The sequence below is a fragment of the Rahnella perminowiae genome (assembly GCF_019049695.1).
Classification (GTDB): domain Bacteria; phylum Pseudomonadota; class Gammaproteobacteria; order Enterobacterales; family Enterobacteriaceae; genus Rahnella; species Rahnella perminowiae.
Genome location: NZ_JAFMOT010000184.1, coordinates 125,964 through 140,024 on the forward strand (window position 1 = coordinate 125,964; position 14,061 = coordinate 140,024).

Genomic DNA, 14,061 nt, shown 5'->3' on the forward strand with positions numbered 1-14,061 from the left:
ATTGACGCATGACGGACAAAAAAAAACCCGCTTCGGCGGGTTTTTTTAATAAATCGGCTAAAGTCAGATAGCGATAACGTTAGCAGCCGACGGGCCTTTGGCACCATTGGTGATTTCGAACTCTACGCGTTGGCCTTCAGCAAGGGTTTTGAAACCGTTGCTGGAAATAGCAGAGAAATGAACGAAAACATCTTTGCTGCCATCTTCAGGGGTAATGAAACCAAAACCTTTAGATTCATTGAACCACTTAACGCTACCTTTAATCTTAGACATCAAACTTACCTTTACGTGAATGTTGGACACAAAACGTGTGTCAAATACAGTACAGCAACAGATTTCACTTTTGTCCAGAATTCTGATGGCAATAAGCGATAAACCTCTCACTCTTCGCTTTCTGTTACTTTTTTCTGCTGCCAAAAGGGCCGTTAATAGCCGTCTGACATCAAGCGGTTAGAAAAATGAGTCATCATCATTGTTGAAATCATCAGTGTCGAAATCATCATTTCCGAAACCGGGATCCGCATTATCATTACGCAACGACGCATCTTCCCATGAAGGCTGATTGCTGTCGAAACTCTGACTGTTATCGAGGAAGCTGCTATCAGCCGGATTGAGATCCTGAACCGGCGGTTCTTCGATGATATTGACGATTTCCTGCGGCTGGCTGTGATGGAACATACCGGTCAGCATATCTGCCAGCACCACCCCGCCCGCGACGCCCGCCGCCGTGCGCAATGCACTGCCCAGAAAACCTGGTTGCTGCGGTGCAGCCGGTGCCTGCTGTTGCGGCTGTGAGGCATATTGCGGTTGCTGAGGCGGGTTTCCCCACGCCTGCGTACCAGGAATGGGCTGACTGCCCTGCGACGTCTGGCGTTGCGGTTCAGGCTGAGACGAGCCACCGCCAAACAAGCCGGCCAGAAAACCGGTGCTTTGCGGTTTAGCGGTCTGTGCCTGTTGTTGCAACTGCTGTACCTGCTGTTGCAGTTCCTGTACCTGCGCATTCAGTTTAGTCAGCGCCGCTTCCTGAATAATCATCGCCTGCGCCATGTAATACGGGGCAGACGGCTGCTGCCGGATATGAGCCTGAATCACACGTTCAGCCTCCGCATCACGCGGTGCCGTACTGGACTCAGCCTGTTGTAAGCGACTAAAAAGCCCGTCAATTAAACGCTGTTCTTCAGATTGCATAAATTCACCTTGTTGATGTGTCGCACTGCGTCAGAAACGACGCCAGTCGGCGTTATACGGATACAGTAATACAGTTATATTTTTGTATGAATTAACGGAGTGTCAACAAATGTGACGGAGGTAAAGTTAGTGAGGAAAACGCGCTGAGGGGTTGAAAATCCGCCTGTGAGGCCACAGGCGGGGAAAATATCTGTACTTACTTTTTCGGCGTCCAGCCGAAGATGAAATCCTGATCCGGCAGGTTAGTATAGTTACGCACGATGTCGTGGTAAGTCTTCGCCGGGTCCAGATCTTTAAACTGTTGCGGATAAATAAACTTCGCCAGGTATTCCATGCCGACAATATTATACGGATGGTTGTAGAACTGGTGATAAACACCATAAACACGGCCCGCATTCACTGCAGGGATTTGCGCCACGCCGGTGCGTGAAAGCAACACTTTAGCCTCTTTCTCCACATCCGCTTCATCTGCGCCGTAGCCGAACGGCAGAATGTGCGTCACGGAACCGCTTTTCGGACGTGCCGAACCGGTCATGATGTAAACGTCCGGCTTCATGCTGATCACCTGTTCCAGAGAAACAGTGCCTGATGCGCCGGGCAGCAGTTTGGAGCCGATGTTACTGGCACCTACCGCCTGGATAAGTTTTCCCCATCCTGCATTACCGTGGGTGAAACAGCAGGAGTCGTCACGACCGGCAATCGGCTCGATAAAGACATGCGGCCTGGTTTGAATCGCCGAGACGGCTTTCTGAATAGCCTGGAAATGTTGATTATAGAATGTGGTATAAGCGCGGGCATTGTCTTCCTGATTCATCACTTTGCCGAGCAGCTCAATACTTGGCGCGGTATTTTTTGCCGGATCCAATTCATAATCGACAAACAGCACAGGGATATGCAGCGCGGCAAGTTTATCCAGTACGCCCGCCTGAGCCAGTGAATCTTTCGCCCGCAATTGCGCAATCATCAGATCCGGTTTTTTAGCGATTACTGTTTCCAGATCCACCTGCCCTTTATCATTGAATCCCATATCGAGAATTTTCGCCGATTCAGGCCATTTGCTTTTCAGCATATCCCAGGTGCCACTGTCGCTTTTCTTCAGCAGATTATTCCAGGCCACTACATGCTGAAAAGGATTGGCTTTATCTAACACGGCCAGGGCCAGAAGATCGCGTCCGTCCTGCAAAATAATCCGCTGAGGTGCTTTATCAATGATGACTTTCTGGCCGGCCATATCCGTGACCGTCAGCGGATAGGTGGTAGCAAAACTGGCGAAGGAAGTCGCCATCAGACCGGTAACAGCCAGCACACGTGCAGTGTTCTTTAACATACGATCACCCGAAAATGAGAATGAATAAAAAATGATTTTGATAATTGTTATCAATTCAGGCCGAAATAATAAACAAGGAAAGGTGGAAGGAGCAACGTTTTTAAAGCCGATATGAAGGGATAAAACATGTCGAAATATTAACGGGATACCGCAAGGCATCCCGTTTTACATCAGACTCTCACAGGTTATATCAACCGGCGGCTTTGTCACGGCCGATAAAGTGCAGCAGGAATTCGCTCACCATCGCCCGTTTAAACGCGGATTGTTTTTTGTCAGCCGCCGCACTGTGGCCGCCGTCCGTATTCTCGTAAAAATAGACATCCGGAATACCCAGCGCCTGCATTTTCGCTGCCATTTTACGTGCATGGTCAGGCCCGACACGGTCATCACTGGTCGCTGTTGAGAACAATACCGGCGGATATTTTTTTGTCGGATCGATATTATGATACGGCGAAAATTCGCGGATAAATGCCCACTCTTCTGGTTTCTGCGGGTCGCCGTATTCAGCAATCCACGACGCGCCTGCCGAGATTTGCGTGTACCGGTACATATCCAGCAGCGCCACTTCACACACGATGGCCCCGAATAATTCCGGGTAGCGCGTCAGCATATTGCCAACCAGCAAGCCGCCGTTGCTGCCGCCTTGCGCCGCCAGGTGGGCCGGTGAGGTGATTTTGCTGGCAATCAGTGCCTTCGCCACAGACGCGAAATCTTCATAAGCGCGCAGACGTTTTTCTTTCAGCGCCGCTTTATGCCATTCCGGTCCGTACTCACCACCGCCACGTATATTCGCCACCACAAACACGCCGCCGCGATCGAGCCACGCCACGCCACTGACGCCAAGATAATACGGCTCAAGTGAGACCTCGAAACCGCCGTAGCCATACAGCAGCGTCGGATTTCTGCCGTCATACGCCACGTCTTTGGACGAGATGACAAAATACGGCACACGGGTACCGTCGTCGGACACCGCGAAATGCTGGCTGACCTGATAACGGGTGGCATCGAAATGCGAAGGATCTTGTTTCAGCAGTTCGGCTGCAACGTCCGTACCGTTATCGAGATTTCCGAGTGACAAACTGGCCGGTTGCAGGAAACCACTGACACTCATGAAATATTCATTGGTCTCATCATCCACGCCCCACGCGTTGATTTTGCTCAGTTCCGGCACTTTACCGAACGGTTCACGCTGCCACCTGCCATCTTTCGGCGTCAGCACTTCAAGCCGGTTGACGACATCCCGCGTGATGCTGAGAATAATATGATCACGGGTGTAGGAATAGCCGTTGAGCTGGTCACGGGTTGACGTAACACCACTGAGAGCAATATGCGGACCCGGTACAAACAGCGGTTTCAGCGTGCGTTCGCCCGCCATAAAGGCGTCAAAATTCATGGTCAGCAGCGAACCGGATGGCCAGCTTTTACCGTTCACCTGCCATTCACTGGAAGGCTGGATCAGGATCCACTCCCGCCAGGTACTGAATTTGGCATCCGCCGGTACGTCGATTTTGACTAAGTTTTTAAGGTCATCCAGCAGGAAGACTTCGCGGTGATAGAAGTCAGTGACACGCACCACATAATTGCGCTCAAACCCTTTCAGGGCATCGCGATACCCCACCGCCATCATGTCTGTCTTTTCGGCACTGAATACGGTGACCGCTTCACTAAGCGGTGTTCCGCGCTGCCAGATTTTAACGATGCGCGGGTATCCGGAACCGGTCATGGAACCTTCACCAAAATCGGTGGCAACAAATAAATGATCGCGGTCAATCCAGCTGATGCGGCTTTTAGCGACCGGTAAATAAAAACCGTCCGTCACAAAATCCTGAGTGAGTAAATCAAACTCACGCACTTCAGAGGCGTCCCCCCCGTCCGGAGACAGCACTAAAAGTGCACGGTCAAAATCCGGTTTCAAATTCCAGAAACCGTGAAACACCCACTCTTTCCCTTCAGTTTTACCCAGTGCATCAATATCCAGCACGGTTTCCCATTGCGGTTCGGCTTTACGGAATTCATCCAACGTGGTCTTGCGTAAGATGCCCTTCGGGTTCTTCGCATCCTGCCAGAAGTTGTACCAGTCGTTGCCACATTTCCACACACCGGGGATTTGGTCCGGTGAGTTCAGGCCTGCCAGCACTTTCTCCCGCAGCGGGTCGAAATCTTTGCCCTGCGTAAAGGCGGCCAGTGTGATGGTATTTTGCTCACGCGCCCATTCCAGCGCTTTCTCGTTGCGTAAACCTTCGAGCCAGATGAAATCATCTTGTGGGGGAAAGATTGAACCGGTTGTCATAATATTCAGCCCTGAAAATTATAAAGAGTTCAGAAATACCTGTTTTCGGATAGTGATTTCAAGTCTTTTACGTTTCTGTCAGGTTCGGAATAACCTTCCGAAAATCGCGTTTATTTTCTTAAATAATCCATTCTGCGATCTGCAGGAGTTTCTGCAATCCTTTTTTGTGAGTCACTTCAAGCATTGAAATAACAGGAACGCCTATAAAGAAATCATTACCTTGTGATGACAAAAAATGACAGGGAACTGATGTAGAAAAGGGAAACGAAAAATCAGGCAGTAACAGAAAAGGAGTGCGCGTATGGAATGGAAAATCATAGAAATCCTGAATATCCCACAGAGCGGGTTGAAATATATCTGCATTCAGGCTTTTAAAAACCTGAAGCTGATTTTGTCCGTTGATAATGACTTTAAGCTGCAAACCGGCGACACGTTAGAAATTACGCCGGAGGGCTATTCACTGAACCGTCATCAGGCACAGAGCCTGAAAATTCACCGAATGATGCCGTATTGTCAGCAGCGCTGGCAATCGCTCTCCATTCAGTAAATGGGCTTAAAAGCACGTCTTCACGAGAAAAGCCGGTATTCAACTGACCGGTTTTTTCTTTTGCTCACGATGCAAATCCGACAGGCCGTCATGATCACCAAATTGCTGCTCCGGTACGTCCCGCCAGCGGTCTTTGCGCGTCGCTTCATATTCCTGATTCAGCGGATAATAAATGCGATTTTCCGGCTTGTTGGCCTCGCCGACGACCAGCAGGCGCACTTCCTCATCGCTGTTGTTTATGAAGGTGTGGCAGATACCGGTACCGTGCGGAAATGCCACAGCATCGCCCGGTTTCAGCGGGTGCAGATAACCATTAATCCACGCATCAGGATGCCCTTCCAGCACATACACAAATTCATCTTCAGCACTTTCCGCGTGGGCGTAACAGGTACGACGTCCCGGTAACAAACGTTCGTGATGAATGCCAATTTTCGTCAGGCCAAGCGCTCTGCCAAGGGGGGCACCCAGCGACATCAGTTCATCATCACCGGGATAATTGCCGTCGTCAGGACCTTCAAGTTCGGTCCAGTGTCGGATAAAATCAGGTCTTTCCTTGTGCATAAAATCTCCGGATAAAGTTGCCGATAGTCATTTTTAGTACAACGAAGGTGACGTCTGCTGCATGGAGTACGAGTTTTGCGTCTGTACAGTCTGTTTCGGCAAGCAGGTAAATCTTATATGAACCTTCTCACCGTCATTACTCTCCCCCATTGTCTGGAATTTGCCGGTACAAAAATCGAAAATCTTTTTATAAGTGTCCGCGCGGCGCTGACGTTCAAGGATTGAAAAGACGGACGTTGTGTAACTTGCCTCACCCTGGGTGAAGGAAGGGTCAAAATTGGCCGGGCGATAGGGAGCATCGCCAACCGGTTTATCGATAGATGAACAGCCTGCCAGTAAACCCGCAGCGACTGCCGCGGCAACCCACATCATGGTGATCTTTTTCATTACTCATCCCGGAAAACGTTAACGTTATAAGTGTAGCTGAGCAGAGACATCCGTCCGGCTCACGCTGCCAATACTGTTTTTGCCATTGTGTTTCACATTCACCAATGCCCGTTCGGCAGCCTCCAGCCACTGGTTATAATCATCATAATTTCGGGATGTCGCCACGCCGATACTCAGCGAGCACTGGAAACCTGAATCCTGCGATAAGCGTATTTCTGAGGTTTTGAGTAATAACCGGTAACCCACGGCATACGCTTCTTCTTCGGAAATACCCGGCAGGATTACCACAAATTCGTCACCCCCCAGAATAGCCGGGAAATCATTTTGCCCGGTTTCCTGACGTAAAATCGCTGATACCGAGCGCAAAACATAATCCCCCGCTTCACGCCCGAACAAATCATTCACCATTTTCAAATCATCGACGCCCAGCACCATCAGGCAGGATAAATCATGTTTTGCGCGTTCAAACTCCAGCATCAGCCGCCGGTCGAGTAGCCTCCGGTTAGGCAAACCGAGAAAAGGATCCATCAGGGCGGCTTTTTCCAGCTCGTGTTGTTTATCCCGCAGCTTTCTGGAAATAGAATAATTGGCGGCACTGAAAGCAATAATATAAATCGTGGAAAGCGGCAACGTCAGCCACAACGTCCGGTTGGTAACGGTGGAGTAAAACGTCATTCCCGATAATGGCCAGCAGATAATAAAACCAGCACAATAAAACAACGCGGCGCGGCGCAGCAATTGCCAGCCACCGGCGGAAAAGCGGTCAGCGATGAGAATAGCCGTAATAATGGCCGACGGCAGCGGGCAAACCCCCATCAGCGCCACCCAGGCGCCTCCCGCGATGGCATCGAATGCCAGGTTTCGGAATTCCGCCTGATTAGGATGATTTGAACGCTGTGCAATCAGCATGGCAATATGCGGCCAGACAAAGGCATTCAGCGCCAGCAGGCTGATGGGTATCCAGGATGCATTGCGTTCAAGAAGCACCGAAAATACAGGAAAAAAGCAAAGAAAAGTGCCAAGTATCCGCATTAAGTACATTCGCCGCAAGAAGCGCTCTGAGCGCTCGCGAACGAGACTTTCACCTGGAGAATAATATGGCATACGGGAAACGGCTCTTGAGTTGATTTTTATTTATATTAGTCGAGTTACTGATCTCAGAGCTACTGAAAGCGGTGTTTTTAATGGGCCGAACAGCGTGGATTTTTAGCGTTAAATAAGACAGGTCAATGGTTAACCGAAAAGTTTAGGTTAAAAAGCCGGAAAAACAGAAATAGCTGTCGTGATTTTAAGCATTTACCTTATGCTGCAAAAAAGCGGCTTTTACCCCCCCCTTTGAGCAAAGTGATATAAATTTCACAACAGCAAAAAATTACTTACTGTACTGAGCTTCCGTCACTTTCTCCATCCACTCAACCGGACTGCCATTGAGGGATTCAGCAATCGCGATGTGAGTCATCGCATTCTCCGGAGTAGCTCCGTGCCAGTGCTTCACCCCTTCCGGGATCCACACAATATCACCCACATTCATTTCGCGGATTTCGCCGCCGTCTTCCTGCACCCAGCCGCGGCCGTGTGTGATGATCAACGTCTGACCCAACGGATGCGTATGCCATGCGGTACGTGCGCCCGGTTCAAAGGTCACGGTTGCGCCACCGACACGGGCGGATTCGGTGCCGCTGAACGGCGCGTCGATACGTACTTTGCCGGTAAAATAATTTTCCGGCCCTGTTTGTGAAGGTACAGAACCGCTTTTGGTAATTTTCATTTTATCTGTCATCTCATTCTCCGCTTCGGTAACCACTGCTGGAAAGTTCGTCATGGGATAAACCATAACGCCGTTCGTTTCTTGCGACCAGAGGGCAAGTTTGCCTTGCTGCTTGATGCGCTGCGATATAAAAATTAGTCGCACCGATCACTATTTAATCAAAACACACGCAAAGAGTGTTGATACTTATTTCATGAAGATAATTAATTGATTTTATTTAAGTTGTGTCTCATTCTGTCCGCACTTTAAGAAATATTGTACTTTTTGCATTTGCAGCCCGCCTGGAGCGGGCTTTTTTATGTCTGAAAGACTGTCAGATATAAATTACGTCAGGTTGCGTACCACCCGGCAGGGATTTCCACAGGCGACAACCCCCGCAGGCACCGGTCGAGTGATGACACTTCCGGCGCCAATTGTGCAGCCATCGCCGAGGGTCACACCGGGTAATATCACGCATCCGCCGCCAACCCAGACATCGTTACCCAGGCTCACCGGCCGGGCGCTGCCAATATGTTCACGACGTAAATCGATATCCAGCGGATGCTGTGCGGTATAAATTTGCACATCAGGGCCGATAAAAACGTTATTCCCTATTGTGACCGGCGCGCAATCGAGTAATACGAAATTAAAATTGATGAACACATTATTCCCGATCCGGGTATTTATGCCGTAGTCAATGCGCATGCCTTTTTCAAAATGGACATTGCTGCCTACTTCCCCAAAAATTTCCCTGATCAGGGCATCTTTCTCCGCCGTCTGACGGGCGCCCAGCGCATTAAATGCGTCCACTTTATCTCGGGTCTGATAACGAATTTCGCGTAATTCGTCGTCATTAATATAGTAATCCAGCCCACCCGTCATTTTATGTAAATCGCGCATCAACTGCTCCTTGATAAAGTTCACATCCACTATGAAGGATCGGGGTCTTTACTGCCCGATATCGCGCAGTTTTTTCCCGGCCATAAGATTTCTTTCAATTTGCTCCAGCGTGACGTTTTTCGTTTCCGGTATCAGGATGAAAGTGATCACCACAAACACCACGTTCAGCGCGGTGTATAGCCAGAATGTCCCTGCCGCACCGATATTATCCATAAGTGTCAGGAAAGTAGCGCCGATAATCATGTTCGAAATCCAGTTGGTGGTCGTCGAACAGGTGATACCAAAATCACGGCTTTTCAGCGGCTGAATTTCAGAACACAGGATCCACACCACCGGCGCAGCACTCATGGCGTAACCGGCAATGCACATCATGGTCATACCGACCGACAGCCAGGAAAGTGCTGTACCGGCCGTGCCCAGATTGAACTGCTGAAGGCAATATCCCAGCACCAGCGTGCCGAGCGCAATCACGCTAAACCCAATTTTCAGTGCCGGTTTGCGTCCGGCCTTATCGACCATGCCGATGGCAATGAACGTCGCAAGCACGAACGTCAGCCCGACAATAATGGTGGCGATCATCTGCTGGCGTGTACTGGTAAATCCCGCCAGGTTAAAAATCTTCGGCGCGTAATACATGATGATATTCATGCCGGTAAACTGCTGCATTGCCTGCAACAACATGCCTAAACCGACGGCGCGGCGCACGTTGCCGTTGGCTTTAAACAATTCCCATCCGCCCTGTTTCAGTTTAAGGCTTTCACGGATTTCATTCAGTTCCTGACGGGCTTTTTCCGAGGTGTCGCGCAGCATTCTCAGCACACGCTCGGCTTCAATATGCTGCCCTTTGGCAGCCAGCCAGCGCGGACTGTTCGGTAAAAAACACACGGCGATCATCAGAACAAATGCCGGGATAGCCAGCACGCCCAGCATCGCGCGCCAGTCACCGCTGCTGCTGAAGGCGGTGTCAGAAAGGAAGGCCAGCAAAATGCCAAGTGTCACCATCAGCTGATACATGGCAATCATCTTACCGCGAATAGTTTCTGACGCCATTTCAGACAGATACAACGGTGCGGTGTAGGAGGCAATGCCGACAGCAAAGCCGAGGATCAGGCGCGACACCATCAGGATTTCGACGCTCGAAGCGAAAGCCGAGCCCAGAGAACCGAGGATAAACAGCAGTGCCGCCGCCATCAGGCTGTATTTACGTCCCAGCCGGAAAGAAAGCCAGCCATTGGCCAGTGCACCGAACGCCGCACCAAGCATCATGATGCTGACAACCCATTCCTGCTGACGACTGCTCAGCACAAAATGATCAGTAATAAAGGGAAGCGCACCAGAAATCACGCCAATATCGAGACCGAATAACAGCCCCGCCATCGCCGCCGCAAAAGACACAAACAGGTTCATTACTTTGGTATTTTTGAGCGGACTTTCAGTCAGTTTTGCTACATCAGATGACGACATTTTTTTCTCCGGAAAGAGGGAATACAGCAACGGACATCAGAAAAAAATCATTCAGTCATTACGATAAGCACAAGTGCCCTGTGGGGTGAGAGCAGGAAAGGCACATATATACACAATCGTGCTGCGCCGGACTTTTTGTGATCGGGATCACCGGAGAGAAGATGACGGGGAAATATTACGGCAGAATAAAAGACAGGCAGAGCAGAACCTTGCGAGATGTCTTCCAAATCTGAATACAACTCCCTGTAAATGCATCCAGCCTGTTTATTTGTTCCGGCAGCAGGAATAAAGTTTCCCCGCTGCGGCACAATCCGCAGCCGGAATTAGCGTTCCGATACTTACACGACGAAATTATGTGATAATTTCGTATGCTTTGATTCACCCCAAATAATGGTGGCTCAGGCAGGGGCTTCGCAAGAAGCATCGGATTCGTGTAAGCCGGTACGCTAACCCTGTCTGAGCTGCCACCCGAGTTTAGCGTCTCAGGTGGTCGTCTTTATGGTATCAGCGCGCTGGCATCCGACTCTGCCGAAGGGTTGTGTCACGGCTTATTGTGCCTGAGTGAAGGGCTGGAGAATGGCGAGATAGTACCGCCGGAAGGCATCCCGCAGGTCAGCGCCTATCTGAAGGCGACCGCGCATTTATTACCCGTATTGTTTGAGCTGAGTGAACGGGCGAATGGCGGGTTAGGGAAAGCGGGAAAAGTAACTGCCGCGATTAACTGACCGGTCTCAGACATGAAAAGGCCCGCCGAACTCCACTGGCGGGCTTGAGAGCACACTGCTCCCCACATCGTTTAATCATGAAAATTTTTTACTTTTCAGTTTGCACTGAATGGGTTCAGGCGTCAGGATCTTCCCTGATTCTTCCATCAGCAGTAAGAAAGGTTCAATGATAATGACGACTCAGACACCTAAAACGCCGGTTGCGGCTGGGACAATCTTTAGCGCCGCCGGCCTGCAATTTCTGAATAAGCTCGCGCAAAACAATACCCGCGACTGGTTTAAAGCCAATCAGGATGAATACGAGAACACGCTCAGAACCCCCGCGCTGCGCTTTATCGAGCAAATGCAGCCTGAGATTATTGCCATTTCTCCGAGACTGACTGCCGTCGCGAAAAAAGTGGGCGGCAGCCTGATGCGCCCGCAGCGCGACAGCCGGTTCAGCAAAGATAAAACGCCATACAAAACCAATGTTGGCATTCAGTTTCGTCACTTTCAGGGCAAAGATGTTCACGCTCCGGGACTCTATCTGCACATCGCCGAAGACGGTTGTTTTATTGCAGCGGGGATCTGGCATCCGGAATCAAAAGCGTTAAACGCGATTCGCGCGTGCATTGATGAAAACCCCAATGCTTATCAAAAAGCGCTCAAAACATTGCATGATAACGGGTTTGTAATGGATGGCGACAGTCTCAGTCGTCCGCCAAGAGGCTTCGATAAAAATCACCCATTGTTAGCTGAATTAAAACGCAAAGATTTTATCGCAATTAAAAACATCGCTTTTGAGGATCTGTGTAAGCCTGATGTTATCGATTTTTGCGCAGAACAGTTCAGACATTGTGCGCCGTTGATGTCCTACCTGTGTTTTGCTCTTGAACTGGATTTTTAGTCCCCGCTGAGTAGAAATGTCCCGGCCCTTTTACATGGACTGAAGTTCAGGCATAAAAGATGTTGACTGAAATACCTGTATCAAAAGGAAAGTCAAAGATCTTATCTCTCCTCCGTGTTAAATCGGAGGACACACTTTACCGGTGCGCTGATAGTTAGCGAATCCCCTTGCGTAGACAGTTGCCACCCAGTAAAAGTCGTGATCACATGAAGCCAGATATGACTCCTGATACCCAAATAGCCAAAATTTCACTTTAAGCCGTCATAACAGCAATCAGCCAGAGGTCTCGTAGTGGAATACACAGGGTTAAGGGCCTCGATTTCGGATCACTCAGGCCACTCATTGTTCCCATGCTTGAGTGACCGGTAGCAAATAAATTTATATCAATGCCCACTTCTAAGACTTTTCTCAAAGAAATCTCTAATACCCTTGATAGCTATTGTGTTAAGTTACAGTATATTTCAATGACAATTTGAATTTATTTTCATAAATAAGGCTTAACAATGAAAAAAGTGGCTAAATATTTATTATCACCTTTCCTTAAAAGATTTGATAACATTCATTATGGTATTAATGAAAATAAATCAGGCATTGATAATTTATTAATGTCAGTCAAAAACATGCAAGACATTTTTGTTACTGAGAAAGAAAAAGAGCAATTAGCACTTTCTCGTATTACAGATGAATTAGTAATACTAAAAGAACAAATAGAAACTTTAAAATTAACGAATAAATCTTTAGATACTATTTCCTCTGGAGTTTTAGAACTGCTAGAATCGCCGGTTAAAGGAGAGGATGCAGAGCGAATCTTTAGCTTACTGAATATTATATCAAAGAAAAATTCATATAATAAAATCAAACCACATGTTTTATTTTTAATTCATAATATGAATACATGGTATTCTGTCGCTAATTTATTTCTTGAATTATCTCAAGATCCCGATTTAAAAGTAACCATTGCAAGCATACCGAGATCCTTCCCTGGTGTAGAGGGTTATTCTGGCGAAGAGATTACCAGTGCTGCCTTATCAAAAATCGGCATTAATCATATGAGAATTACTAGTTATTCTGACAAGGAAATTTCTACAATCCTCACAACACTATCTCCTGATGTTATATTTAGGCAATCGCCATGGGATCATGATATTCCACCAGGATTCAGTGCTAACAGAATAAATTTCGCAAAATTATGTTATGTTCCTTATTATGCAGTGAATATAGTAAAAAATATTTCATCAGGAACAGACTTTGACTTCCAGTCAAATCAGGATCTGCACAATAATAGTTGGCGGATTTACTGTGACACACAATATGCCTATGAAAAACTGTGCAAAAACTCTCTTTTACGCGGCGTGAACGCAAGATACTTCGGACACCCGAAGCTTGATTACATACATACTAAAATGAAAGAAACTGGCGATTCTGAAAAAAAATCCGGAATTACAAATATATTATGGGCACCGCATCATAGTGTAGATCAAGGGTGGTTATCATTTGGTACATTCGATAAAAATTATCTGGATTTTTTGCGTTACGCTGAAGAAAATAAAGATGTTCACATCAAATTAAGACCGCATCCGGCTCTTTTTGATTTTATGCGGGCAAAATCTGACGAAATAAAGAGCAATGTTGATTATTTTCTTTCTAAATGGGCATCGCTGAATAATACCAGCATGGACGACGATTATGATTATGTTGCTTCCTTTGATTGGTCCGATATCCTTGTGACCGATGGTATATCGTTTATTGTAGAATATCCTTTATTCCATAAACCATCCATTTTTATTGAAAATGATAACCACGCTGAGTTCAACGAATTAGGAATTCTTGCTGCAAAATGCAATCACATAGCGAATGATTTCGCTAGTGTTCTATTTTTCCTCGACAAACTTAATGATGGGAGTCTTGAAGATAAAAATAATGAAATCGCTGAACTGGAAAGTATTGTACTACCCAACAAAGGCATGGTTCATCAGATAATAGCAAACGATATTAAATCAAACATTTAATGATACAGGCGCCCTTATTGGGCGCTTATG

General features: G+C 47.9%; 14 protein-coding genes. 4 read left to right on the forward strand and 10 right to left on the reverse strand.

What is annotated here, in order from left to right; genetic code table 11:
* Positions 1–63: 63 nt before the first annotated feature.
* The 4 genes from cspE to J1781_RS18805 form a co-directional block, all read right to left on the reverse strand.
* Positions 64–273, reverse strand: a complete 210-nt coding sequence (cspE, locus tag J1781_RS18790) for a transcription antiterminator/RNA stability regulator CspE (RefSeq protein ID WP_009636912.1) — start codon at positions 271–273, stop codon at positions 64–66.
* A 177-nt stretch (positions 274–450) separates the two neighbouring features.
* Entirely contained in the window at positions 451–1,188 is a 738-nt protein-coding gene (locus tag J1781_RS18795) for a DUF2076 domain-containing protein (protein WP_217139328.1), read from the reverse strand.
* 196 nt (positions 1,189–1,384) lie between these two features.
* On the reverse strand, positions 1,385–2,515 hold the full coding sequence (locus tag J1781_RS18800) for an ABC transporter substrate-binding protein (protein ID WP_129952074.1): 1,131 nt from the start codon (positions 2,513–2,515) through the stop codon (positions 1,385–1,387).
* A 190-nt stretch (positions 2,516–2,705) separates the two neighbouring features.
* Complete coding sequence (locus tag J1781_RS18805; RefSeq protein WP_217234003.1) at positions 2,706–4,805, reverse strand: prolyl oligopeptidase family serine peptidase; 2,100 nt, start codon at positions 4,803–4,805, stop codon at positions 2,706–2,708.
* A 301-nt stretch (positions 4,806–5,106) separates the two neighbouring features.
* On the opposite strand from J1781_RS18805, the gene J1781_RS18810 reads away from it, so the two are divergent.
* Positions 5,107–5,352, forward strand: a complete 246-nt coding sequence (locus J1781_RS18810) for a hypothetical protein (protein ID WP_129952076.1) — start codon at positions 5,107–5,109, stop codon at positions 5,350–5,352.
* A 39-nt stretch (positions 5,353–5,391) separates the two neighbouring features.
* On the opposite strand, the gene J1781_RS18815 is transcribed toward J1781_RS18810, so the two are convergent.
* From J1781_RS18815 to J1781_RS18840, 6 genes are all read right to left on the reverse strand, one after another.
* Positions 5,392–5,913, reverse strand: a complete 522-nt coding sequence (locus tag J1781_RS18815) for a cupin domain-containing protein (RefSeq protein WP_129952077.1) — start codon at positions 5,911–5,913, stop codon at positions 5,392–5,394.
* A 33-nt stretch (positions 5,914–5,946) separates the two neighbouring features.
* Complete coding sequence (locus J1781_RS18820) at positions 5,947–6,300, reverse strand: hypothetical protein (protein WP_129952078.1); 354 nt, start codon at positions 6,298–6,300, stop codon at positions 5,947–5,949.
* A 24-nt stretch (positions 6,301–6,324) separates the two neighbouring features.
* Positions 6,325–7,404 (reverse strand): diguanylate cyclase domain-containing protein, encoded by a 1,080-nt coding sequence (locus J1781_RS18825; RefSeq protein WP_129952079.1) that lies wholly within the window; start codon positions 7,402–7,404, stop codon positions 6,325–6,327.
* A gap of 268 nt (positions 7,405–7,672) precedes the next feature.
* Positions 7,673–8,068, reverse strand: coding sequence for a (R)-mandelonitrile lyase (locus J1781_RS18830; protein ID WP_217139555.1), 396 nt, complete (start codon positions 8,066–8,068; stop codon positions 7,673–7,675).
* Between the two features lie 324 nt (positions 8,069–8,392).
* Complete coding sequence (locus tag J1781_RS18835; RefSeq protein WP_217218803.1) at positions 8,393–8,947, reverse strand: sugar O-acetyltransferase; 555 nt, start codon at positions 8,945–8,947, stop codon at positions 8,393–8,395.
* A 48-nt stretch (positions 8,948–8,995) separates the two neighbouring features.
* Entirely contained in the window at positions 8,996–10,438 is a 1,443-nt protein-coding gene (locus J1781_RS18840; protein WP_255466661.1) for a sugar porter family MFS transporter, read from the reverse strand.
* A 509-nt stretch (positions 10,439–10,947) separates the two neighbouring features.
* Here J1781_RS18840 and J1781_RS18845 point away from each other — a divergent pair.
* The 3 genes from J1781_RS18845 (at position 10,948) to J1781_RS18855 (ending at position 14,031) form a co-directional block, all read left to right on the forward strand.
* On the forward strand, positions 10,948–11,136 hold the full coding sequence (locus J1781_RS18845; protein ID WP_238483579.1) for a hypothetical protein: 189 nt from the start codon (positions 10,948–10,950) through the stop codon (positions 11,134–11,136).
* 172 nt (positions 11,137–11,308) lie between these two features.
* Entirely contained in the window at positions 11,309–12,022 is a 714-nt protein-coding gene (locus tag J1781_RS18850) for a DUF2461 domain-containing protein (protein WP_129952083.1), read from the forward strand.
* Positions 12,023–12,525: 503 nt separating this feature from the next.
* The gene (locus J1781_RS18855; RefSeq protein WP_217234004.1) at positions 12,526–14,031 is read left to right on the forward strand and encodes a CDP-glycerol glycerophosphotransferase family protein; all 1,506 of its coding nucleotides are present in this window, start codon (positions 12,526–12,528) and stop codon (positions 14,029–14,031) included.
* Positions 14,032–14,061 lie beyond the last annotated feature (30 nt).